The organism is Acinetobacter sp. RF14B, from assembly GCF_006864105.1.
In the GTDB taxonomy this organism is placed as follows: domain Bacteria; phylum Pseudomonadota; class Gammaproteobacteria; order Pseudomonadales; family Moraxellaceae; genus Acinetobacter; species Acinetobacter lwoffii_C.
In genome coordinates this window covers 1-22,973 of record NZ_SMTB01000043.1, presented here as the reverse complement: position 1 = coordinate 22,973, position 22,973 = coordinate 1, and the positions used below count along the sequence as shown (strand labels likewise).

Below are 22,973 nucleotides of genomic sequence, written 5' to 3'. Positions count from 1 at the left end.
ACCTGTGCCTAACCCCATCGGCTCTATCGCATCAGTTGCGTGAGCTTGATCAATGGTTTGGCGTCGAAGTGGTTAACCGCCGTAGTCGCCCTGTGAGTTTTTCTAATGTTGGGCAGCGGTTACTGAAACTGGCTGATGAAATTCTTCCACAAGTGCAAATTGCTCAGAGTGATATTAGCCGTATTGTGCATGGGCAGACCGGAAGAATCATTTTCTCTTCAGAATGTCATAGCTGTTTTGACTGGTTAATGCCTTTATTGAATCAATATCGTATGCAATATCCTGACGTCGATCTGGATTTTGCTTCGGGCTTTGAAGCGAATCCGCATGAATTATTACAGACCGGGGAGTTTGATCTGCTGATTACCGCCGATCCGATTGCACTCAAAGGGATCGAATATTTTCCAATTTTTGAATATGAATCCCGGCTGGTGCTCTCCAATACGCATCCCTTGGTACGCGCCAAAGAGATTACGGTACAAGAGCTGGCTGAAGAAACTCTGGTGACTTATCCTGTCGATAAGCACCGTCTGGACATCATGTCGCGTCTTTTTATTCCTGCCAATATTTTACCCAAGCAGATTCGTACCACGGATTTGACCCAAATGCTTATTCAGCTGGTGGCCAGCGGCCGGGGTATTGCAGCGTTGCCAGATTGGGTGGTCAATGAATACGAGCAGAAGGGCTGGGTAACTTCACGTCGTTTGGATTGTGTAGCACCTGCAGGTTTGCGTCGTACTTTATATGCGGGTTATCGCAGCGAGGAAAAAGAAAAAGATTATTTTGAAGGCTTCTTAAAGCAGCTCGAACGCTTTTCGAAAAAGAGAGTAACCTACTACTAAGTATTCTATGATCATCAGCATTATATTGTTCAATGCTGATGATCATATTATAAATATTTGGATATAAATAAATCTTCCATTTATGAAGCAGAAAAGACCAAACATATAAAATCAGAAACATACACAATTGCGTCCCTCATTTTTAGCTTTATATAAATTGTTATCAGCTATTTTAAAAACTTCCTGAATATTATTAGAACTAAGTGGCCAGGACGCAATCCCTATAGAAATCGTTATATTGCCGATATTGTCAATTTTATGCGCTTCGACTTCTTTACGGAAGCGCTCGGCACTTTCATAAACCTGTTGCGGATTACTGTTTGGTATAATAATGATAAACTCTTCACCGCCATATCGACAGCACAGATCATCTTTCCGAAATTTTTGTTGCATCAGACTGGCAACCTGCTTTAAAACAATATCTCCCTGATCATGACCATAGGTATCATTCACTTTTTTAAAATGATCGACATCAATCAGAAGTATCGAGAAAGTGGTAGCGGTATTTATTTTTTGGGTAATGAAGTCATTCATTCCACGGCGGTTCATCAGCCCGGTTAAAGGATCGGTATTAATATGATTATCCATCTGGGTAATTTGCTGGGAAAATTTGCGCATACTGGACAAGAGGGAAAATTTAAATTTGGTGACCTCATAATACCAAGGCTTGATCTCTTTAATTTTGGAGCTTATTTCAGGCTGATTTAATAAACCTGCCATATTGGCCAGTTGATTTAAAGGTGAGGCAATATAATTCGATAATTTCCAGACGATATAAAATATGAGTACATAGAAGAAAAAGAAGGCCGCTGCCAGTTTATAAAGTATCGAATTTGCCTGTTTGAGCAATTCATGAGTAGGCTGTTGCGATACCACAATCCAGTCTGTAACCGGAATATGGGAAAAGCCAGCCAGATTATCTATGCCTTGACTATTGATTAAACGGATCTGACCATTTTTATGGGTATGCATATAGTCTATGCCGGTATTACCTGTTGCCGTTTGCCCGATTCTATTCGCATCAGGATGGAAAATAATTTCATTTTTATGGTTAATCACATAAATATAGCTATTTTTATAATTATGATTCGTTGTTAAAACTTTATTAATAATATTCTTCTCTCTGAGATAAATAGCTGAACCAATAAAACCCTTATAAGCATTTGAGCCATCAAAAATCGGCTGAGAAATGAATACAATCATATTATTTTTAACAGAATAATAAGGTGAGGAAATATAGGCTGATTTTTTATTTAGGGAATTTAACACCCCAGGAGTATTCTGTATTTTATTTTTATCAATATTAAGTACATTTGGGGAATAGTTAATCAGCCTTCCCTGAGGATCACTAATGACCACGCTATTATAGTGATCAGACTGATATTTTAATCGGTTGGTTTCACTCTCTCTCAGTTCATGGCTATCGAAGTTTCCACTTAAAACTTTAGAGCTGTATTCAAGCTCAAGCAGCATGTTTTTAAAGTAGTTATTGGTGTTTAAGGATACTTTATTGGCATAATTCGAGTTTAAGGCCAGTGAATTGCTGATCAGTTGGTTTGTGACAATCTGATAGCTGATAATTAGAGAAATAATAAAAAGTGTAGAGACACTAAAAATCGCTAATAAAAGTATTAACTTTCTTAAATTCAGATCGAGGCGCTTTCTAAATTTATAAATTAGCATGAAAAAAGAATTATATTTAAGTGTAATGATACGTATTGTATTGTATTTTTCTTGCAAGTTTAAAGAAAAACAACAATAAAATTTCTATGTAGCAAAGGGCGGATTATTTAAGGTGACGAGTTTTCATCATCTTGAGGTTTTTTATAGCAGCGCCTCTAATTTTCCCCACGTTTTACAAATATTTCAATGGTTTTGATTCTGATTGCTCTACCTGCCTTTATATGACGTACAGAACTTATACAAAATAGATGAACAGGCTTAATCCGATATTATTTTTTTCAGTGCCCCTTTGAACAACTTGTGTTCACACTCCTGAAAATGAGACCCCACATCATTCAACTCCAATGAAAACCTGTAAGGCAGATCAGACCACACAACGAGCAAGCAAAGAAATTAAGCCAAACAGACATTAAATCAAAGGCATATACTGAAATTGTGCGAATGATTGCCTTGGGTCGACCAGTAACGATAGATTATCGTACTAATCGAATTGCTATCGTGGTCGGTCCTCAAACTAACATTATTGTAACGGCCGCATGTGGCTAAGCTGGTTCATCCTTCTACTATTACAACCCTCCTTAAATGATTTTTTAGGATGAAGTGTTATCTTTTAGAATAAGAAACTTTATATAAGCTTACATAAATATTAAAGTTTCTCTATTGAATAACTTTGTTGACTATTTGAGCATGATCTTTTCAACTTTAATAAGGGATGAAAGGCCATGAAAGAAGATGAAAACCCTATAAATGATGAAAATGAAAATATGCCTGTAAATATTCAGCAGGAAGAAAGACCTTTAAATTTCGAGGATGATGAACAGCCTTTAAATTTTGAAGATGAAGAGTTTATTGATGATAAAAAAGAAGATGAGCTCTACAATACGATTACCAAAGATGGATCAAGTGTTGATCCTGCCGATGATGTGAAGCAGCACAGACGGCCTGAAAATGGTGAACCTATCGAAATTGATGAATAAGCAAAAGCCCAATTGTATATTGGGCTTTTTATTGGCCTTAAAATAGCACAGGACTAAAGAGTTTATTCTCAACGCGCAAAGCAAGTATCTAAGCTAAAATGATCAGATGATTTTTTTCCAGAATAAAGGCTCAATTCAGTTTTTTAGAATAAAAGATTAAACCTTTTAAAGCAGCAAAGAATAAGCAAAGAACATGATAGAAAGAGGGTAGGTTTTTTAAAAATATTTATTTTCAAATAAATAGCTAGTTTTGTAATCAACTAATCAGTTGATACTTCTGTGTCTGGCATCGCGTGAATAAGAGCCAGAAATATAATAATCCGTTTTTAAAAATTCACAATTAAAATCTTGTATGGCTGTTTTTGGTGAAGTGTAAAAGGCTATTGTAGCCTTAAAAAAGAGTGTTATATTAACTTCACGGTAGGTCAAAAAACAAACGACGCTACCAATTAGTTGGACGGATCAATGACAGTTAGTTGAGTTTGATGTCTAACATTAAACAATAAATCTAGCACAAGCCATCCAACACAGAGCTCGCAGAAATGCGAGCTTTTTTAATTGGATTTTTTTAATTTTTGTCATACAAGTTAACCTATTTAAAAGAATGATTCGCTATACTTTTTCCTGTTTAAATAAGTTTACATTGCCAAATTCGCTAACATTTTTAGGCTTAACAGCCAGTTCGAGTGTGTTATAAAAACCTTAGGAAAATAAAAGAGGGAAATAATATGTCAAAGATGATAGATATCAAGGTTAAAGATCAATACAGTAAAATCATTGATGCCAAAGCCTTATTGCGCTCACTTACAGATTATCAAGCTCCTACAGATCTGGTTAAAAAAATTGATCATATTGTGGTAGAGGGCGAGAAGATTTTGCCAAGTATTGAGTTATTATTTGAAAGTCAGCAGTCCAGTTGTATTTACCGTGTAGTTGAATAATAAATGGAGTACATATCTCATGTCTCCAACAGTTTGCGTTAGAGCTCTAAGCTTAGCACCTTGGATGAAATAAAAAACTCACTATAAAGGTGAGTTTTTTATTTGGTATAAGAAGGTTTTACAGAAATCAGGTGAGCCAATGTTTAGTTTAAAACCTATAAAATCATATTCCATCCAGCGGTTCAAATTTGCGCTTTGATTTTAATCAATCTTCAATTAAAAAGATTTAAGCTGGACATTAACCTCATATTTTTCAAATTCTTTTAAAATAGTGCTTAGAATATGTTGTGCCGTAGCCTGTTCGGCGCGCAGGATGAGTTCCTGCTTAAGTGTGCTATCAAAACATTCAATACCCTGTATTAGCCAATGGTGCTTGATCTGGCTTTTCTGGATCAGCACCCGGCGTGGTTGCAAGTGCTCACAGAGCTGGCGTGGCAGTACAGAGCTAATAGCGAGTACGATATGTTCTATTTCTTCAGGCGGATTCATAAAAGTGATGACCCAGTTTCCTACTTTACTGAGCTGCATTGGATTGTCGAAGGCATCAAATTCTAGATAATATTGCATATAGCTGATCCAACTGAATGTAAACCTTGGTTATATGCGGGTAAATAACTGTTTTTTTCTATCACGCTTAAGTATGGGTTTTGAGTATTTGAATTTGCCCTTAAAATAATTATTAAATAAAATCAAAATTATATATTCTTGCCTCACTTAAATCTGATTGCTTTGAGGGATGAGTTAAGAGATTAAAAGACTAAATGATAGGGGAGCCTGTCATATTCTTAATCAACAGTAGACTGGAGTTTTTGATAACTCAAATTAATCTGCTGCAATTTATAATTTAACTCTTGGGGATGGATTCGACTTTCTTGTAATGTGGTAATCCATCGCATCTGACAGCGTTTTAAATGCTGGATATTCGAAGCATTTAAAATATGTTGAATTTGCTCTTTAGCCATTAAACCACAATGTTTTTGCAAACTATCCATCATCATATATTTCAGATCTTCAAATGAAAGTGCCTGTAGTTCAGGAAGGAAAATTTCAGCGCTTTTATTCAAGTTTTCTAAAGGGGCGATCGGGTCATCAGAAGTCGCCACTTCATTTATCGATAGAAGAGCATGATCATTAGCCACCCGGGAATGAGAAGGACTTAAGGGTTGGTAATGAATCTCGGATTCTGTCAAACCTACTTTTGTCCCGGCTTCTGGAAGAGTTCCGGTCTGATGTTGAGTGACAGCCTGCTTGTCGGCCGGCGTGATTAAGCCCATTTGACAGAGCTGCAGCAATAATTCAGGACGGGCAATATGCAGTCTGGAAGCTTCATTTAAAGAGTCAAAAGCTTGGCTACCGATTAACACTAATAGTTGGCGCTGACGTGCAGTGAGGGGAAGGGACCGATTCTGTAACACATCCATCCCACGTTGAGTCTTATTAAAAAGTAACATCCTTGATCTATCTTTTGCTTAAATAAGCACCAGCATAGAAGGTGAAAATTACAATGATATTAAGGATATATTACGCTTTTAAGGATGAGCTGATGGTTATAAAATCAGCACAGCTGCATTTTCCAGCGCTTTACGCAAATAAGGATCGAGTTCATCCTGGCGTAATAACCATTGCACATAGTCCGCTGGTAATTCCGCAATCGCTGTACCCCGATGCTTACCAAAATTAATGCTGCGTGGAATACGGGCATCTTCTGAAGCGGCATACAGTTCTTCCAGACTGTTAATTTTCAGGTGATGCACAATATGCATCAGAATATTTGCGGTAAGAATGATATCCATATCTGCGCGATGCGCTTTACGAATCATCTCACGGGCCCGCTCACTACCTTTGGTAATCATATAAATGAGTGCGGAAATATTGTGGGCTTCTGCCTCTGGCCAGACCCGACGAGCAAGGGCAAGGGTACAAATAGCTTTAATATTGGATGAATCTACACCACATTTTTCCAGAGCACGAATATCGTAATCAATATTATGCCCGATAATATAAGTGGTTTCTGTTGGAAGCTCGAAGCTGCTGTAATGTGGCTGTCCATCCAGATCAGATTGTAAAATATGATGCACAGCCATCGCTGCAAAAGAAATTGGCTCATCACATGAATATAACTGATCAAACAGTCGGCTTTTATCCAGACTGAGTTTATGGTCTACAATCTCTACAGGCGCATAGGCGATTTCAATCGGTTGACCATTCAGGGTGTGGGTTTCAGTATCGAGAATAATGGCCTGCATGTCGGAAATGTTCCTGAAAAGAGAGGAGAGTAAAATCTAACATTATTATTTTGCAACTGACAATCGAATTGCTTTATTTCTGTATTAATTGCAAGCTTTTTAACTTATGACGACTATTTGTATGGTTCTGGAGAGGAGAAACTCTCTATTTTAAAGTTTGCTGATTTCAGCATAAATCTAAACTAGCGCGAATTTAATAGAAAAAATAACGCATTCTTTGCTTGATATTGTTTAGATAAGTTGGGAAATTATATGTGGTTTTATTGTTTATTAAAGATAAAACCAGAAAAACTCATTAGAGATGATAATAAATAAGATAAGGATAAGATCGATGAAACGTCAAGTATTGACCTGTGCTCTTCTCACATTAAGTGTAGCCTTAACTGCTTGTAACGATGATAGTGATAATGATCATTTTTACGAGTCCAAACCTGCTATTCCAGTAAATAATATCGATAATCCAGTCGTGGCCACACCTATAGCCTACACTCAGACAGATTTCTCCGGGATCGCTGACGAAAGTGTGATCATGACTTATAAGATGTTAGGAATTAATGGTAAGGAAACACAAGCTACTGCATTAGTTTTTACACCCGAGGGAACACCTCCAGCTACAGGCTGGCCAATTGTGGCATGGGCACATGGAACTACCGGTGTAGCTGATCAGTGTGCGCCGAGTCGCAAAGCGCTGAATGATTATATTAAAGCCATGATTGGCGGGTTTCTCCAAGCTGGCTATATTGTAGTAGCACCTGACTATGAAGGTTTAGGAGAGCCGAGTGGAAAAGAACTTCATCCTTTCTTGAATCTGAAAAGTGAAGCTTATTCTATTACTGATGCGGTGGTGGCTGCACGAAATTATTTAGGTCCACAAGCATCCAGTCACTGGGTTGCTGTAGGGCATTCTCAAGGTGGCCAGGCAGCTTTAGGCGCTGCGCAATATGCAGCTCGTGCTTCTAAGATGACCTATAAAGGTACGGTAGCTTTAGCACCGGCTTCAAATTTTAATCTGATTTTGACAGGAGGTGAACAACAGGCAGGACAAGAAACAAATCTGGATAAAAAAATTGGAACTTTAGCGTCTTTAGATACCTTTACTGCACTGATTACTGCCGGTTTGCGTAACCCGAACCCGAATCTGCAATATAGCCAGATTTTTAAAACCCCAACCGATGAAATCGCGAAAAATGCAGAAACTGATTGCTATGATGTATTAGGCCAGAAGTTTGGTAGAGCAATGTATGCTTATGCACAATCAAATAATAACTCAGTAAATAATTATCCTCGTACTCAAACTAACTTTATGGGTATTCCAGTCGTAAAGAACTTTTTGGAAAAAGATTCTCAGCCTTTACTTGTTAAAGTTTCTACGCCAGTGATTATTTATCAGGGTTCAGCAGATAGTACGGTTCCTAAAGCAGCAACAGATGTTTTAGTAGCACTTGCCAAGCAGAAACAAACTTCAGTACGTTATATTACGGATGAGTCAAATGCGACTAAATGGGATCATGGTAGTGTCTATGCACTGAATATTCCTAGTATTATTTCAGATGTAAAATCTCTAATGCCAATTCAATAACTTATTTTTATCTGAATGGCTCATGTTTTTTAGGTATGAGCCATTTTTATTGCAAACTGCATAAAGTTCATGATCGAAAATCTCAAACTTCATGCTACAATACGCGCCAATCTTAGCACGGCTTAAAAGCCCTAAATTAATAGGACCTCGCTAATGTTTGCCAATATCTCTATTGCTGACTTTGATCCAGAATTAGCTCAAGCAATTTCGCAAGAAGATGCTCGTCAAGAAGCTCATATTGAGCTAATCGCTTCAGAAAACTACTGCTCACCAGCAGTTATGGAAGCACAAGGTTCAAAACTGACTAACAAATATGCGGAAGGCTACCCAGGCAAACGCTACTATGGCGGTTGCGAATATGTAGACGTAATTGAACAATTGGCCATTGACCGTGCTAAAGAACTCTTTGGTGCTGATTATGCTAACGTACAGCCACATGCCGGCTCACAAGCCAACTCTGCGGTTTACCTTGCACTGCTTAACCCGGGCGACACCGTTCTGGGTATGAGCCTGGCTCACGGTGGTCACTTGACTCATGGTGCAAAAGTTAGCTTCTCTGGTAAAACATATAACGCGATTCAATACGGTTTAAACCCGGAAACTGGCGAAATCGATTACGAAGAAGTTGAACGTTTGGCGGTAGAACACAAACCACGCATGATCGTGGCGGGTTTCTCTGCATATAGCCAAATCGTGGACTGGCAGCGTTTCCGTGAAATCGCGGATAAAGTTGGCGCTTACCTGTTTGTCGACATGGCGCATGTGGCAGGTCTGGTTGCGGCTGGTGTTTACCCAAGCCCGGTACAAATTGCTGACGTAACTACGACGACTACGCATAAAACACTTCGTGGCCCGCGCTCAGGTTTAATCCTTGCAAAAGCCAATGAAGAAATCGAGAAAAAACTACAATCTGCGGTATTCCCGGGCAACCAAGGTGGTCCTTTAGTTCACGCGATAGCGGCTAAAGCGATTTGCTTTAAAGAAGCAATGGCACCTGAATACAAGGAATATCAACAACAGGTTGTGGTAAATGCTAAAGCAATGGCTGAAGTATTAATCGCACGTGGTTATGATGTAGTATCTGGTGGTACTGAAAATCACCTCTTCTTGTTATCTTTAATCAAACAGGACATCACCGGTAAAGATGCTGATGCCTGGTTAGGTGCGGCTCACATTACTGTGAACAAAAACTCTGTACCAAACGATCCACGTTCTCCATTCGTAACTTCAGGTATCCGTATTGGTACACCTGCAGTAACCACTCGTGGTTTCGGTGAAGCAGAAGTTCGTGACCTGGCTGGCTGGATTGCAGATATCCTGGACAGCAAAGGTGACGAGGCTGTGATTAATACAGTGAAAGAAAAAGTTGCAGCTGTTTGCGCGAAATTCCCTGTTTACGCAAAATAAGTTTGACTTGAGAAAAGCCCCCCTTCTCAAGGGGGCTTTTTTTATTAGGGAAAATTTTTTATTTCCTGTATCTTTTAAACGTGATTGGACTTTCCTTTTTCTGAAGAATTCAACCTGCTACTAGGGACGTGGCTGCAAGCTTTTAATCCGGTGATTTAAAAAATGCTCGAGACGACATAATTATGCTTGTTATGTGGTCCTGAACTTGATAGATATATTTCAAATCACTATTAAAAAAATCGTTGAATATATTTTTTTCAATTTTATAGATTCTTCACTTATTTGTTTAACAAGGTAATTAAGATGGATAAACCAGTGATTATAATATCTGAACAGGACCTGCATCGTCTGGAAACGATGCTGGATAATCAGATGAAGCTTAGCGAGACCATGATGTCGCTGGAAGATGAACTGGCACGTGCAGAAGTCATGAAGCCGGATGAGATTCCAAGCAATATCGTTACGATGCATGCTCGCGTATTATTGACGATTGCACCATCTACCGAGTCTGTAGAAATTACCTTGGTTTACCCGCACGAGTTCAAAGGTGAAAAAGGTCAGCTTAATGTGGTCGCCCCTGTAGGAACTGCGATTTTAGGTTTGGCTGAAGGGCAAACCATTGAATGGCCACAGCCGGATGGTCATATGATGAAAGTGAAAATTGAAAAAGTGCTGTATCAGCCAGAACGCGAAGGCGATTTTTTATAATTCTGGATGGGTTGCAGAAAGAGCCATAGTGATATGGCTTTTTTTATACCTGTTTTATTCTTTTAAAGAAAAAGCCTTGGTTTTGATGCAGTTAAAACATATTTTTTACTTTGCTGACGATAAGTAGACGCGCTGCGCCAGCTTGATAAGACCATAATAAAATAAAGATAAAACATGAATTTAGTTAAAGCGCTGTAACGAATTTCTGGATAAATAAACACAATTCTGCTTCTTTCTTTGTTACATTCAATATATCCCCCTATACCCATTGTTAACAAAGGATAGACCTACGCTCATGTCTAGATTTGAAGCTTTACCAGCCTTGACTGACATGCCGATTGATCCTGCTCAGGTGCTGAAGATCAAGCGTAATGAACTTGTACCTCTTCTGAATGATCAGTATAAATTGAATCATTATGCAGAACCGCTTATCCAGGCCCAATCTGTTTTATTAAATGGTGTTGATCCTCATTTAACCCGGCAACTGAGCCAAACCATTGAGCAGTTGATTCAGATGCTCTCTGAGTCAAAAAAATATCTGAAAAAGCGTAAATTTAATGCCCTGCAAAAATGGTTGGGGATGGATCTGGATTATGGTTCCAGTCAGATTGAATATTATAAAAAACTGGATGCCTTGCTGGATCAAGCCGCTCATTTGAGTACCAAACTACAGGTCGAGATTCAGAAATCTCAGGCGCGTTTTCAGCAGTTGCTGGGTTTGCGTGAACAGATGGCCAGACATATTCTGGCAGCAGAAGAGTTTTTGTCAGAATATCCGCAGTTTGTGCAGAACCAGCATCCTCTGGATAATTTTTCAGAACGGCTTTCTAAAAAAGTGCATACTTTGCGTACGCTGCAAAGTAGTAATGATATTGCCATTACCCAGATGCAGCTTTCCCAGCAGCTGTCTTATACTTTGCTGGACCGGTTTAAGGAAGCACAGCAGGTACTGATTCCGGCCTGGCAATATCATGTCAAACAAAGCCAGATGAAACACTCGACAGGCGATCTGGAAAAACTTGATAATAGCCGCAACCGGCTGATTAAAACGTTAAAAAAGTCACTCGAGAAGCCCTCGGATACATAACAATATAAGGTGAACCATGACCAAATCTGATGTAGTAAATTTACCTGCCGAAAGCTCTACTGAACTGGCCGAAGAAAAGTTTCAGCAAATGAATCTCAGAGAGCTCGGCTTGCAGCCTGCAGACTTTCAGGAAGTTTTGGCAGTACGTAAAGAGCTGCAGCAAATGAGTCATAACACTGTGGCTGAATATGGCAAGAATATTGCCAGTAAAACCTCGAGCTATACCGATGAGCTGCTGAATCTGGTGCAAAATAAAGACCTGGATGCAACTGGCCAAAAGCTGAATCAGGTCGTACAAGTGGCGCAGCAGCTCAATACCAGCAGCATTTTAAATAAAAGGAAAAGTTCAGGTTTTCTGGGCAATATCATTAGCAAATTTAAAGGGGTGAAAGGTAATTTTGATACCCATTTCAATACTACCAAAGAACAGATTGATGTTTTGGTCAAGGAGATTGAAACGTCTCAGTCTGGCCTGAAAGCACGCGTCGATACGCTGGATAAAATGTTTGATGGCGTGCAGGATGAATATAAACAGCTGGGGATTCATATTGCAGCCGGGCGTTTACGTGAACAGGAGTTGCAGCAGGAAATCGCGCAACTGACTGCATTAGAACAGGATCAGAACACCACCCAGAAGATTTATGACCTGAATCATCTGGCCAATAATCTGGAAAAACGCATCAGTGATTTACAGGTCCTGCAGCAGTCTGCCATGCAAACCTTGCCGATGATCCGGATTATCCAATCCAACAACCTGATGCTGGTAGATAAATTTTACGCCATTAAAAATATTACCTTGCCAGCATGGAAAAACCAGATCAGTCTGGCCATCTCCTTGAATGAGCAAAAGAACAGTGTGCAGCTGGCCAATACCATTGATGATGCAACCAATGAACTGTTACGCCGTAATGCTGACCTGTTGCACCAGAACTCAGTGGATACCGCAAAAGCCAATCAGCGCTCGGTGATTGATATTGAAACGCTTGAACATGTGCAAAACACCCTCATTAAAACTGTGAATGATGTGATTCAGATTCAACAGGAAGGTGTACAGAAACGCAACGAAGCTACGCTGCGTTTAAAGGCGTTACAGGATAATCTGAATCAATTGGTGATTGAATCAAGTAGCAGCGGATCAAAGTCTGACTAAAACAGATGTGAGGCTTTGATCTATGAAGGAGTAGAGCTTGCCTCCCGTAGAAGACTATGTGCTAAAACCTCGTGACATCCAGCAAGGGGTAGTGGCTTTAAAAAAGCGTCAACGTAATTTGATGCTGTTAGGGCTCACCAGCTCGACTATATTTATCGCCTCAGTGGTTGGCCTGTTCTTTCAGCAAGAACTGGTTTATGGCTTTTTTGGTCTGACTACCCAGATTCAGCAATTGCATTTACCGGTCAGTGTAGATGCCAATTTAGCAAGTATTGGCGATAGCCCGGATTATTTCTTTAGTCTGCTGAGCTGGTTTGGCTGGCTGATTCTCAAAACTTTTGCTTCCTTTATTGGCGCATTTTTTGTGATCGGTTTGCTCAAAAAGTTCCGTTTCTTTTTTGTGCGTTTCCAGTCCTTTGTGCTGAAGTTTGTGGGCTGGCTGATTGCTTTTATTCTGATCTGGTCAGGTCTGAGTTATTGGCAGCATGACCTGAAAAGTGATCGTGCTGATGCCTATAAGCAGGTGGTCTATTACGATAGCAATCTTAAGGACAGTGAAATTGCACGTTATCTTACAGATGCCGATATTGCAGGCCCAGTAAAATCTTATTTACTTGCCCAAACTGCACTATTGCATAAACCCGTAGATTTGTCGGCGGCCAAACCCTATGTGTTAAATCTGGTTGAGGCAGAAAAGCAGGATGCCAAATTTGAGCAATATGGTTTTAAACCCGAGCAAATCTGGACCATGCAACAGCAGGTTTATGGTAAAAGTCTGACACCGCTGGCAAAGAGTGTGTCTACTCAGGTACAGCAGGCCGAGCAGCTGAGTCAATTTGCTCATATCGTTATTATTGCGGTTGCGATTTTATCCGCCCTATTGAGCCTGATTTTATTTTTCTTGGCCCATCTCATCAAAAACCGTTCTTTAAAGATTGAACAGCGAATGTTCTAAATAAAAAACGCGCCGTATCAGGCGCATTTTTGTCTTTTAATTGGGAATGAATCATGGGAAACCTAGAACTTCCATACTCAACTGAAAAAAACGTATCCTGATATTTCAATCTAAAAAAACGATCATTAATATAAAAACAAACTGTTTCCTCTATTTTGTTATTTGACTTAAAATAGCCTCATTAAATAAAGATTTACTCCCTTGGAGATGTTAGCAATGTTAGATCAAAATACTTCCGCCCAACTCAAAACCTTACTTGAACGCCTTGAAGCGCCTATTGAGCTGGTGGCCACTTTAGATCAATCAGATAAATCTGCCAAAATCAAAGAACTGGTGGAGGAAGTCGCTGCTCTGTCTGATCGGGTGACTGCCCGTTTTGATGGTCAGAACAAGCGGGTACCCAGCTTTGGAATTGCCAAAGCCGGTGAACAGCCACGGGTGTTCTTTGCAGGTTTGCCAATGGGCCATGAGTTCACTTCCCTGATTCTGGCATTGTTACAAACGTCGGGTTATGCCCCGAAAGTCTCTGCTGAGGTGCTGGCTAATATTAAAAGCCTGAATATCCAGTCTGACTTCGATGTCTTTGTCTCTTTAAGCTGCCATAACTGTCCGGATGTGGTGCAGGCACTCAACCTGATTGCCATCTATAACCCAGGTACCACTGCCACCATGATTGATGGAGCCTTCTTCCAGGATGAAGTGGAAGAGCGCAAAATTATGGCAGTGCCGATGGTCTTTCAGGACAATAATCATATCGGTCAGGGTCGTATGACGCTGGAAGAAATCATTGCCAAACTGGATAGCAATGCAGCAGCCAAAGATGCAGAAAAACTGAATGCCAAACAAGCCTTTGATGTACTGGTGATTGGTGGAGGTCCTGCGGGGAATACCGCCGCAATTTATGCTGCCCGTAAAGGCATTCGTACCGGGATCGTGGCTGAACGCATGGGGGGTCAGGTCATGGATACCATGGATATTGAAAACTTTACCTCTGTCCAGAAAACCCAGGGTCCGAAGTTTGCGGCAGAAATGGAAGCCCATGTACGTGAATACGATGTGGACATCATGAACCTGCAGCGTGTCTCTGCGATTAAAGGTGCCGATGAAACCTCTAATGGTCTGGTAGAAGTCACCCTTGAAAATGGTGCAAAACTTGCCTCAAAAACTGTGGTGCTATCCACAGGGGCACGCTGGAGAGAGATGAATGTTCCGGGAGAGCAGGAATACAAAACCCGTGGTGTGGCGTATTGTCCGCACTGTGATGGCCCCCTGTTTAAAGGCAAACGTGTTGCCGTGATCGGTGGCGGTAACTCGGGTGTGGAAGCAGCGATTGATCTGGCAGGTCTGGTTGAGCATGTCACCCTGATTGAGTTCGATACCAAACTGCGTGCTGACCAGGTCTTGCAAGACAAGTTAAACAGTCTGCCAAATACCAGCGTCATCAAGAATGCGCTGTCTACTGAAGTGCTGGGAGACGGTTCACAGGTCACCGGCCTGAAATACAAGGACCGTGCTACAGATGAAGAGCATGTCGTTGAACTGGCGGGCATCTTCGTACAGATTGGTTTGCTGCCAAATACCGACTTTCTGAAAGGCAGCAAAGTCGAGCTAAGTAACCGCGGTGAGATTGTGATCAATGAGCGCAATGAAACCAGCATGCAAGGTGTGTTTGCTGCCGGTGACTGTACTACTGTTCCCTACAAGCAGATTATCATTGCCACTGGTGAAGGTGCAAAAGCCTCGCTGTCTGCTTTCGATTACATGATACGCTCAGGACAATAAAGAAAATGGCACCAGGAATCCCCAAGTTCCCGGTGCCAGATCACGAACAATATTGTTATTGTTCTTTTTTATTGGAACTCTGGATGCTAACTCCAGAGTTCCTTTTTTTATCTTTTTATTATTGAATCAGCTGCATGTGTCCCCAAGCACATTAAGCTGTTTCTTATCTTTTTATTTTTGTTTTATAACCCTTCTTATTATGCTCTCCCCAAGGTGATCTGTATTAGGCATTAAACAGGTTTAAGCCCTTAAACTTTTGTAGCAACTGTTCCGCTGTTTCACGGTGTTCAGGATGTGGAATGATGCATTCAATTGGGCACACATCCACACAGGTCTGATGTTCGTAAAAACCGACACATTCGGTACAGCGGTTGACATCAATTTCATAGACTTTGTCACCCTCATAAATCGCTTCATTCGGACATTCTGCTAAACACATATCGCAATTGATACATTTATCGGTAATCAGTAGTGCCATGCTTAACTCGCCCGATACGCCAGTGAAGAGGCTGAAATGTCTACAGTCGAACTGGGCAGATTACGGATCAGCAGGGCATATTGCATATCTACATCTGCTGGGGCCGGAATCTCGACGATATGACCTGAGCCTTTGGCATCTTCAATCAGATTACCTTTTTTGTCTTTCATCTCAGTTAAAGTAAAGGTAATGTTGCCTTGAGGAGTCATCAGCTCCAATGAATCACCCACCACAAAACGGTTCTTTACATCAATTTTGATGTAGTCGCCATTATGTTCCAGCACTTCGCCACAGAACTGCTGATGATCGAAACTGGATGAACCATTCTCATAGTTTTGATATTCGCTATGCACATGACGGCGCAGGAAACCTTCGGTATAACCACGATTCGCCAGACCTTCAAGCTGAGTTATCAGTGATGGATCAAAGGGTTTGCCTGCCAGTGCATCATCAATCGCTTGACGATAAATCTGTGCAGTACGCGCACAGTAGAAATAAGACTTGGTCCGACCTTCAATTTTTAAGGAATGTACACCAATTCTGGTGAGACGTTCGACATGCTGGACTGCACGTAGATCTTTGGAATTCATGAAATAAGTGCCGTGTTCATCTTCTTCGGCAGCAAACATCTCTTCTTCGTTGCGCTGTAACAGCACTGGCTCATTGAACTGGTGTTGTGCCTGCAGATGTGCTTCGTCGGCATCTTTGGGGCAGCAGCCTGAATCCAGGTTTTTCACCGGAATGACATCGCCAGTTTCATCTTCCTTGGCATCCAGCACTTTATATTCCCAGCGGCAGGCATTGGTGCAGGCACCCTGATTGGCATCCCGTTTGTTCATGTAACCGGATAACATGCAGCGTCCTGAATAGGCCATGCATAATGCCCCATGAACGAAAACTTCAATTTCCATATCAGGCACTTGCTGTTTGATTTCTGCGATTTCTTCAATGGACAGTTCACGTGACAGAATGACACGGGTGAGTCCCATCATCTTCCAGAATTTGACGGTTGCCCAGTTCACCGCATTGGCCTGCACAGACAGGTGAATATCCATATGCGGAAAATGTTCCCGGACCAGCATGATCAGACCGGGATCCGACATGATCAGAGCATCTGGCTGCATGGCTACGACAGGTTCTAAGTCACGGATAAAACTTTTCAGTTTAGAATTGTGAGGCTGGATATTGACCACCACATAAAATTTCTTACCCAGTTTATGGGCTTCTTGAATGCCAATCGCAAGATTGTCATGATCAAATTCATTGTTACGAACACGCAGACTATAACGCGGCTGTCCTGCATAGACTGCATCTGCACCATAAGCAAAAGCGTAGCGCATATTTTTGAGTGAGCCAGCAGGTGAGAGAAGTTCTGTAACGGTCGTGATGCTCATGCTTGATCAAAAGACATAGAAAAAGTATGGCTTTATTCTAATCATCTAAAAACAGGATTCAACCTAGTAAATAACTCGGAATTGGCCAATAGTGCTTGAATTTTGAGCTAAATATACAGCAGTCATTACCTTAAAAATGGAGAGTGAACTCAGCTACCTTCACCCGCTTCCAGCATTTTTAAAATCTGGCAATGGTCGATAGTGGTCGGGGTATTACAGCTTTCCCGCAGTGCCTTCAATTGCTGTTTAAATATATATAACTCTTTAATTTTATTAGAAACATCTGAGAGATGCTGGTCGATAAGCTGATTGACTGCACAGCAGTCCTGATCCGGATTTTGTTCTAGTTGAATCAGATGTTCAATCTCTTTTAGAGACATACCTAAGGCACGACAACGTTTGATAAAAATTAAGCGTTTAAGAGCATCTTCCGTATAATAACGATACTGATTGCTTGCTCGAAAATTCGGCTGAATCAGGCCTTTTTTTTCATAAAAGCGAACGGTATCGGTGCTGAAACCGGCTTTTTGGGCAACTTCTGAAATTAAATATAAAGACATTTTTATTCCGGGCTTGACCTTGGAGTTACTCCATAGTTTCTAATTAATCTAACCTATTTTTTTAGCTAAAAACACTGGAGATTATAATGGCCTGTAGCTGTAGTCATGAACCTGCTCCTCCCAAGCCCAACAGCAAATTTAGAACGGCATTGTGGATTGCCCTGTTCATTAACCTTGCCATGTTCGTGGTGGAGCTGATAGGTGGGACCTATGCACATTCATCGGCATTATGGGCAGACGCGCTGGACTTTTTTGGAGATGCGGTCAATTACGGCATTTCACTTGCGGTATTAGGTGCAAGTCTGTATTGGCGTGCAACCGTCGCACTGCTAAAAGGAGTGACCATGGCCTTATTTGGTATTGTCGTGATTGGCAAGGTGATTTATGCCTATCTTCAGGGTATTCCGCCTGAAGCTATTACGATGGGTGTAATTGGAGTGGCCGCCTTGATTGCCAATGTCACTACCGCAGTGATTCTCTATGCCTTTCGTGATGGGGACTCCAATATGAAATCAGTCTGGCTGTGTAGCCGAAATGATGCGATTGGTAATGTCGCGGTGATTCTGGCTGCAATTGGGGTGTTGGGTACAGGCAGTTTATGGCCGGACATCATTGTGGCAGTCATTATGGCCAGTTTAGGATTAACTGCAGGCTATCAGATCGTTAAACAGGCGATCAATGAAAGAAAAAATTATACAGTGGTTTAATCTGTATGAAAAAACCGAGCTAAACAGCTCGGTTTTTTTGAGTATGCTTCTAAAGAATCGAAATCTTATTTTTCCACAAAAGCACGTTCAATTACGTAATCGCCTAGAACACCCATACGAGGAGATTCTTTTAAGCCATGCTGGTCTAGCAGTGCGGCAACATCATCAAGGAAGGCCGGGCTACCGCAAAGCATCGCGCGGTCAGTTTCAGGATTGAAACGTGGTAGCCCGATTTTTTCAAACAGCTCACCGCTTTCAATTGCAGTCGTTACGCGGCCCTGGTTCGGATATTCTTCACGGGTTACGGTTGGGTAATAAACCAGTTTTTCACGAATACCCAGCTCTTCAAAGAACTCATGGTTCGGAAGTTCGTTCAGAATCAGGTCCTGATAAGCCAGTTCAGAAATGAAGCGCGTTCCGTGAACCACGATAACTTTTTCAAAACGCTCATACGTTTCAGGATCTCGAATCGTTGCCAGGAACGGTGCAAGCCCTGTACCAGAAGAAAGCAGATACAGGTTTTTACCCGGGTTCAGGTCATCCAGAACCAGTGTACCTGTCGGCTTTTTAGACACCAGAATTTCATCTCCCACTTTTACTTTTTGCAGGATCGAGGTTAGTGGGCCATCGGGTACTTTAATAGAGAAAAACTCTAACTCTTCTTCATAATTTGCGCTTGCAATCGAATATGCACGCATTAACGGCTTGCCGTTCATTTCAAGGCCGATCATCACAAACTGACCGTTTTTAAAACGCAGTGCAGTGTCGCGAGTCGTTTTAAAAGAGAATAAAGTATCATTCCAGTGGTGGACGTGAGTAATCTTTTCGACGTTAAAAGCAGCCATTAAAGGTCTCAATAAATTATCAAATTAGAACAGCTTGCTATTCTAATCTAAAATCATTCTCGATAAACTGAATATATTTAATTGAGCTTATCAGAAAAAGTTATTATGACTGGGTTGAAAATGCCGATTATTGGCTATATGCGTTCTCCTTACAAAGAAAAATTTGGTATTCCTCGTCAGCCTAATCTGGTTCAGGTGGAGAGTTATATTGAAATGACTGGCCCTTATAATGACTTGCTGGCATTTGAAGGAATTGACGCATTTAGTCATCTGTGGCTGGTCTGGCAGTTTCATGCGAACAAGAACCAGCAGCATAGCCAGTTTCGTCCGCAGGTACGGCCACCGCGTCTGGGAGGGAATAAAAAAATTGGGGTATTTGCGACCCGGAGCATGTATCGTCCTGCAGCGCTCGGTTTATCGGTTGTAAAACTGAAAGACGTGCAAAAAGTGGGTAAAGATGTCCGTGTGTATGTTACAGGCAGTGACCTGCTAGATGGGACGCCAATTATTGATATTAAGCCTTATATTCAATATTCGGATGCGTTGGTTGATGCGCAAAGTGGTTATGCCCAGGAAGAACCAGCCCGTAAAATTGTGATCTGGAGTGATAAGGCAGAACAGCAAAAGCAGGCTTTACTGGCGGCTCAGAAAATCTTACCCCAGACTTTTCAAGAGCTAGAGGAGGTATTATCTCTGGACCCAAGGCCCGCCTATCAGGATGATGAAGAACGGATTTATGGGATGAAGTTTGCTGACTTAGATGTGAAGTTTAACTCTCAGCAAAGCTGTATAGTCATACAGGAGCTATAAGCTCCTGTATGACTTAGAACCTAAGCAATTGGTTCTCAATATCGAGTTTGTGGTGGTGCATTAAAAAACCATCCACCACATCAGAGCAATCAACACTGCCATATGCAGGATTTGTACCGGAACAAAATACAGGGCAAATTTAACGCCGCCAGTCAGCGCCGCATTGACCGACTTTGCCAGTGCATGAGCACCGAGTCCCAAAAGCAGAGCATAAATCAAGTGGCTATTTGAAGGATCTCCCTGAACGGTGACACCAGCCATGGCAGCATGAATTTCGAACAGGGAGGCGAGCAAGGTGCCGGCCAGTAAGCCGGCATTTCCCAACAGCTGTTCCAGTCCATAAACTCCAGCCTGAATCAGGGTTAAAGTCACCGCAATAATTACTGCTTCCTTTAAGCTAAACATCCGGCTGTCCGAAGATTCCAGATTTGGACTCGGTTTAGCCTTGCGCAGTAATAAAAATGCACAGGCTGCCAGAATTGCCCCAGCGACCAAGGTAGGCAAGAACAGAATTCTCAGCCAGCTCAAGGATACACCCCCCACCACAACCAACAGTAGCACTAGGGTTGAAATACAGGACATCAGTGCGGCACCCGCATTCGATTTGGCATCCACTTTACTTTTACGTACCTGTAAACCCAAATGCGCAATAGTCGCAGTACTAGAAACGAAGCCCGAAGCAATAGACGACAGCATCAAGGCATTTTTACTCGACAATAAGCGTTTGGCAATATGCGCAAGAGCCTGTACCACTAAGATCAAAGTCAACAGTCTTAAAATCAGATGCGGATTCAGGACTTCGCCCCATAGGGGCTTATCAGGTGTCAGCGGTAAAGCAATCAGAATGAGTGCCAGTAAAAGTATGCCATCTCTAAATTCAGCTTCGCTAATCCATTGTCCGGCAATATTATGCATGGAATGTTTGGCCATCAGAATAATCGTGACCAAGACCGCCAGTCCTGCGGCCAGCGGAATATTCCACAGGCACATGGCCCCAATAAAATAGGTCATCATAAAGGCCAGTTCTGTGGTAATACCGGGATCTTGCAGCTGATTCCGAAGGGAAAACATGACCATTCCACCGACTAACAGGGCGCCTGTCAGACCAATATTCATGCCAAATAAAAAACACAGCGCACCCAACAAGGCACAGAGGGCAAAAGAGCGTAATCCGGCAAAGCTAGGCTGCTGTTCACGCTGTTTATGCCGCTCACGTTCCAGGCCAATCAGCAAACCACAACCAAGCGCCGAAGTGAGGATAGTCAGCAGTTCCTGAAAAGAACCGCTGCTATTGAGAGGCACCACACTAAAATCCATATTGGTCTCAGTCATTTAAAAGACGATCTGTTTGAAATATAGGCGATAAACTAAACTATGAACAAGCAGGAAAAAATTATATTTTGAAATAATCAGCAGATGTGAAGAAGAATTGCTGTGAAAATCTGCCGCTCAACCATGACATGCAGACACAAAATGCGAAAAACAAGAAAAACTTGTTATAGTGAATACTGCTTTGGGGAGCAATAAAACATGAACTTTGATTTTGAAATTGATACAGGCTGGTGCTTAGACCAGTTATTAAAAGATGGCAAAATAGCTGAACGCGACCGAATGCGGGTTCAGACCACCCATCGCCAGCGTGAACAGATTAAATGGCATCCTTTGCAATGGATTGCGCATTTTAATCTGGTCGATCAGTCTCATCCTCAAAGTACCCTTACATTAAACCGTCTATGTCAGTGGTTGGCAGAAAAAACCGGATTAATGTTCTATATCATTGATCCTTTAAAAGCGGACGTACAGGCATTGACCCATGTTATGTCACAGGAATATGCCCTACGCAACCATATTTTGGCGGTAGAGATTCAGGCAGACAAAGTCCTGATTGCTACGGATCAGCCTTATAAAACTGAATGGGTGTCGAATCTCGAGCAGAATATTTCCCCGAAAAAAATACAACGGGTACTGCTAAATCCAGAACAGCTACAACGTTATATTACTGAATATTATCAGGTCAGTCGCGCAGTTAGCGGCTCACAGAAATCATCAGCCTATGACCGGGAAAATAAAGGCGTAGAAGCCTTATTACAACTGGGCGATTCACAAAACCCGGATGCCAATGACCAGCATATTGTCAAACTGGTGGACTGGGTACTGCAATTTGCCTTTGAACAGGGCGCCAGTGATATTCACATGGAACCGCGCAAAGATACGGGCAAGATTCGTTTTCGAATTGATGGTGTACTGCATACCATTTATAACATGCCGGCCAATACCTTGACTGCGGTCATTTCCCGGATCAAGATTCTGGGCCGGATGAATGTAGCGGAAAAACGTAAACCACAAGATGGTCGTCTAAAAACCCGGACACCCAAAGGACAGGAAACTGAACTGCGTCTGTCAACTTTGCCGACGGCATTTGGTGAAAAACTGGTGATGCGTATTTTCGATCCGGAAGTGCTGGTCAGGAGTTTTCAGCAACTCGGTTTTGAAGGGCATTTGCTTAATGACTGGAATAATCTGACCAACCACAGTCATGGCATTATTCTGGTGACCGGGCCAACGGGTTCCGGTAAAACCACCACCTTATATTCAACCTTGAAGCAGCTGGCGACGGAGCAGGTCAACGTTTGTACCATTGAAGACCCGATCGAGATGCTGGAGCCAAGCTTTAACCAGATGCAGGTCAATAATGGCATCGATTTGGGGTTTGCGGACGGGGTGCGTGCACTGATGCGTCAGGACCCGGACATTATCATGGTTGGGGAGATTCGTGATCAGGACACTGCCAATATGGCGATTCAGGCGGCACTGACCGGTCA

At 41.8% G+C, this 22,973-nt stretch carries 22 protein-coding genes; 13 read left to right on the top strand and 9 right to left on the bottom strand.

All coding sequences use genetic code 11. The annotated features are described in order from the left end of the window. On the top strand, positions 1 to 842 hold an 842-nt coding region (locus tag E2K52_RS08195), incomplete at its 5' end, for a LysR family transcriptional regulator (protein WP_151204669.1). Between the two features lie 111 nt (positions 843 to 953). Here E2K52_RS08195 and E2K52_RS08190 read toward each other — a convergent pair. Then, on the bottom strand, positions 954 to 2,525 hold the full coding sequence (locus E2K52_RS08190; protein WP_151204668.1) for a sensor domain-containing diguanylate cyclase: 1,572 nt from the start codon (positions 2,523 to 2,525) through the stop codon (positions 954 to 956). A gap of 776 nt (positions 2,526 to 3,301) precedes the next feature. On the opposite strand from E2K52_RS08190, the gene E2K52_RS08180 reads away from it, so the two are divergent. Then, positions 3,302 to 3,502 (top strand): hypothetical protein, encoded by a 201-nt coding sequence (locus E2K52_RS08180; protein ID WP_151204671.1) that lies wholly within the window; start codon positions 3,302 to 3,304, stop codon positions 3,500 to 3,502. Between the two features lie 728 nt (positions 3,503 to 4,230). Then, complete coding sequence (locus tag E2K52_RS08175) at positions 4,231 to 4,443, top strand: hypothetical protein (protein WP_151204667.1); 213 nt, start codon at positions 4,231 to 4,233, stop codon at positions 4,441 to 4,443. 216 nt (positions 4,444 to 4,659) lie between these two features. Here E2K52_RS08175 and E2K52_RS08170 read toward each other — a convergent pair whose 3' ends face one another. The 3 genes from E2K52_RS08170 to E2K52_RS08160 all read right to left on the bottom strand — a co-directional run bounded on the left by E2K52_RS08170 (position 4,660) and on the right by E2K52_RS08160 (position 6,689). Beyond that, complete coding sequence (locus tag E2K52_RS08170; RefSeq protein WP_151204666.1) at positions 4,660 to 5,010, bottom strand: hypothetical protein; 351 nt, start codon at positions 5,008 to 5,010, stop codon at positions 4,660 to 4,662. Between the two features lie 218 nt (positions 5,011 to 5,228). Beyond that, positions 5,229 to 5,894, bottom strand: coding sequence for a hypothetical protein (locus tag E2K52_RS08165; RefSeq protein WP_151204665.1), 666 nt, complete (start codon positions 5,892 to 5,894; stop codon positions 5,229 to 5,231). Positions 5,895 to 5,990: 96 nt separating this feature from the next. After that, positions 5,991 to 6,689, bottom strand: a complete 699-nt coding sequence (locus E2K52_RS08160) for an exonuclease domain-containing protein (RefSeq protein ID WP_151204664.1) — start codon at positions 6,687 to 6,689, stop codon at positions 5,991 to 5,993. Positions 6,690 to 7,020: 331 nt separating this feature from the next. On the opposite strand from E2K52_RS08160, the gene E2K52_RS08155 reads away from it, so the two are divergent. The 7 genes from E2K52_RS08155 (at position 7,021) to ahpF (ending at position 15,357) form a co-directional block, all read left to right on the top strand. Then, the gene (locus tag E2K52_RS08155; RefSeq protein ID WP_151204663.1) at positions 7,021 to 8,268 is read left to right on the top strand and encodes an alpha/beta hydrolase family protein; all 1,248 of its coding nucleotides are present in this window, start codon (positions 7,021 to 7,023) and stop codon (positions 8,266 to 8,268) included. A gap of 153 nt (positions 8,269 to 8,421) precedes the next feature. Next, positions 8,422 to 9,675 (top strand): serine hydroxymethyltransferase, encoded by a 1,254-nt coding sequence (gene glyA / locus E2K52_RS08150; RefSeq protein ID WP_151204662.1) that lies wholly within the window; start codon positions 8,422 to 8,424, stop codon positions 9,673 to 9,675. A gap of 303 nt (positions 9,676 to 9,978) precedes the next feature. Further along, positions 9,979 to 10,383 (top strand): nucleoside diphosphate kinase regulator, encoded by a 405-nt coding sequence (gene rnk, locus E2K52_RS08145; RefSeq protein ID WP_151204661.1) that lies wholly within the window; start codon positions 9,979 to 9,981, stop codon positions 10,381 to 10,383. A 295-nt stretch (positions 10,384 to 10,678) separates the two neighbouring features. Continuing rightward, positions 10,679 to 11,470, top strand: coding sequence for a tellurium resistance protein (locus E2K52_RS08140; RefSeq protein ID WP_151204660.1), 792 nt, complete (start codon positions 10,679 to 10,681; stop codon positions 11,468 to 11,470). A 16-nt stretch (positions 11,471 to 11,486) separates the two neighbouring features. Beyond that, positions 11,487 to 12,620, top strand: a complete 1,134-nt coding sequence (locus E2K52_RS08135; RefSeq protein WP_151204659.1) for a toxic anion resistance protein — start codon at positions 11,487 to 11,489, stop codon at positions 12,618 to 12,620. Between the two features lie 37 nt (positions 12,621 to 12,657). After that, positions 12,658 to 13,575, top strand: a complete 918-nt coding sequence (locus E2K52_RS08130; protein WP_151204658.1) for a hypothetical protein — start codon at positions 12,658 to 12,660, stop codon at positions 13,573 to 13,575. A gap of 216 nt (positions 13,576 to 13,791) precedes the next feature. Beyond that, a complete protein-coding gene (ahpF, locus tag E2K52_RS08125) occupies positions 13,792 to 15,357 on the top strand; it encodes an alkyl hydroperoxide reductase subunit F (RefSeq protein ID WP_151204657.1) in 1,566 nt (521 codons plus the stop codon). 223 nt (positions 15,358 to 15,580) lie between these two features. On the opposite strand, the gene E2K52_RS08120 is transcribed toward ahpF, so the two are convergent. The 3 genes from E2K52_RS08120 to E2K52_RS08110 form a co-directional block, all read right to left on the bottom strand. Continuing rightward, positions 15,581 to 15,835: a YfhL family 4Fe-4S dicluster ferredoxin gene (locus E2K52_RS08120; protein ID WP_151204656.1), complete on the bottom strand. Its 255-nt coding sequence runs from the start codon at positions 15,833 to 15,835 to the stop codon at positions 15,581 to 15,583. A 2-nt stretch (positions 15,836 to 15,837) separates the two neighbouring features. Further along, positions 15,838 to 17,229, bottom strand: a complete 1,392-nt coding sequence (yegQ, locus tag E2K52_RS08115; protein WP_151204655.1) for a tRNA 5-hydroxyuridine modification protein YegQ — start codon at positions 17,227 to 17,229, stop codon at positions 15,838 to 15,840. Positions 17,230 to 17,378: 149 nt separating this feature from the next. Next, on the bottom strand, positions 17,379 to 17,789 hold the full coding sequence (locus E2K52_RS08110; RefSeq protein WP_151204654.1) for a Cd(II)/Pb(II)-responsive transcriptional regulator: 411 nt from the start codon (positions 17,787 to 17,789) through the stop codon (positions 17,379 to 17,381). Between the two features lie 86 nt (positions 17,790 to 17,875). On the opposite strand from E2K52_RS08110, the gene E2K52_RS08105 reads away from it, so the two are divergent. Continuing rightward, complete coding sequence (locus tag E2K52_RS08105) at positions 17,876 to 18,496, top strand: cation transporter (protein ID WP_151204653.1); 621 nt, start codon at positions 17,876 to 17,878, stop codon at positions 18,494 to 18,496. A 65-nt stretch (positions 18,497 to 18,561) separates the two neighbouring features. Here the strand turns inward: E2K52_RS08105 and E2K52_RS08100 are convergent, their stop codons facing one another. Continuing rightward, positions 18,562 to 19,341 (bottom strand): ferredoxin--NADP reductase, encoded by a 780-nt coding sequence (locus E2K52_RS08100; RefSeq protein ID WP_151204652.1) that lies wholly within the window; start codon positions 19,339 to 19,341, stop codon positions 18,562 to 18,564. 105 nt (positions 19,342 to 19,446) lie between these two features. Here E2K52_RS08100 and tsaA point away from each other — a divergent pair, with 105 nt between their 5' ends. Next, complete coding sequence (gene tsaA / locus E2K52_RS08095; RefSeq protein WP_151204651.1) at positions 19,447 to 20,151, top strand: tRNA (N6-threonylcarbamoyladenosine(37)-N6)-methyltransferase TrmO; 705 nt, start codon at positions 19,447 to 19,449, stop codon at positions 20,149 to 20,151. A 60-nt stretch (positions 20,152 to 20,211) separates the two neighbouring features. On the opposite strand, the gene E2K52_RS08090 is transcribed toward tsaA, so the two are convergent. Further along, positions 20,212 to 21,468 (bottom strand): MgtC/SapB family protein, encoded by a 1,257-nt coding sequence (locus tag E2K52_RS08090; protein ID WP_151204670.1) that lies wholly within the window; start codon positions 21,466 to 21,468, stop codon positions 20,212 to 20,214. A 213-nt stretch (positions 21,469 to 21,681) separates the two neighbouring features. On the opposite strand from E2K52_RS08090, the gene E2K52_RS08085 reads away from it, so the two are divergent. Next, positions 21,682 to 22,973: GspE/PulE family protein (locus E2K52_RS08085; protein WP_151204650.1), on the top strand; the 1,292-nt coding region annotated here is incomplete at its 3' end.

What these genes read in the sequence shown, in the direction of transcription:
- yegQ (WP_151204655.1), bottom strand. Translation starts at nt 17,229, where the DNA reads ATGAGCATCACGACCGTTACAGAACTTCTCTCACCTGCTGGCTCACTC.
- E2K52_RS08190 (WP_151204668.1), bottom strand. Translation starts at nt 2,525, where the DNA reads ATGCTAATTTATAAATTTAGAAAGCGCCTCGATCTGAATTTAAGAAAG.
- E2K52_RS08155 (WP_151204663.1), top strand. Translation starts at nt 7,021, where the DNA reads ATGAAACGTCAAGTATTGACCTGTGCTCTTCTCACATTAAGTGTAGCC.
- E2K52_RS08090 (WP_151204670.1), bottom strand. Translation starts at nt 21,468, where the DNA reads ATGGATTTTAGTGTGGTGCCTCTCAATAGCAGCGGTTCTTTTCAGGAA.
- E2K52_RS08175 (WP_151204667.1), top strand. Translation starts at nt 4,231, where the DNA reads ATGTCAAAGATGATAGATATCAAGGTTAAAGATCAATACAGTAAAATC.
- rnk (WP_151204661.1), top strand. Translation starts at nt 9,979, where the DNA reads ATGGATAAACCAGTGATTATAATATCTGAACAGGACCTGCATCGTCTG.
- E2K52_RS08100 (WP_151204652.1), bottom strand. Translation starts at nt 19,341, where the DNA reads ATGGCTGCTTTTAACGTCGAAAAGATTACTCACGTCCACCACTGGAAT.
- tsaA (WP_151204651.1), top strand. Translation starts at nt 19,447, where the DNA reads ATGACTGGGTTGAAAATGCCGATTATTGGCTATATGCGTTCTCCTTAC.
- E2K52_RS08120 (WP_151204656.1), bottom strand. Translation starts at nt 15,835, where the DNA reads ATGGCACTACTGATTACCGATAAATGTATCAATTGCGATATGTGTTTA.
- E2K52_RS08170 (WP_151204666.1), bottom strand. Translation starts at nt 5,010, where the DNA reads ATGCAATATTATCTAGAATTTGATGCCTTCGACAATCCAATGCAGCTC.
- E2K52_RS08110 (WP_151204654.1), bottom strand. Translation starts at nt 17,789, where the DNA reads ATGTCTTTATATTTAATTTCAGAAGTTGCCCAAAAAGCCGGTTTCAGC.
- E2K52_RS08140 (WP_151204660.1), top strand. Translation starts at nt 10,679, where the DNA reads ATGTCTAGATTTGAAGCTTTACCAGCCTTGACTGACATGCCGATTGAT.
- E2K52_RS08105 (WP_151204653.1), top strand. Translation starts at nt 17,876, where the DNA reads ATGGCCTGTAGCTGTAGTCATGAACCTGCTCCTCCCAAGCCCAACAGC.
- E2K52_RS08135 (WP_151204659.1), top strand. Translation starts at nt 11,487, where the DNA reads ATGACCAAATCTGATGTAGTAAATTTACCTGCCGAAAGCTCTACTGAA.
- E2K52_RS08165 (WP_151204665.1), bottom strand. Translation starts at nt 5,894, where the DNA reads ATGTTACTTTTTAATAAGACTCAACGTGGGATGGATGTGTTACAGAAT.
- E2K52_RS08160 (WP_151204664.1), bottom strand. Translation starts at nt 6,689, where the DNA reads ATGCAGGCCATTATTCTCGATACTGAAACCCACACCCTGAATGGTCAA.
- glyA (WP_151204662.1), top strand. Translation starts at nt 8,422, where the DNA reads ATGTTTGCCAATATCTCTATTGCTGACTTTGATCCAGAATTAGCTCAA.
- ahpF (WP_151204657.1), top strand. Translation starts at nt 13,792, where the DNA reads ATGTTAGATCAAAATACTTCCGCCCAACTCAAAACCTTACTTGAACGC.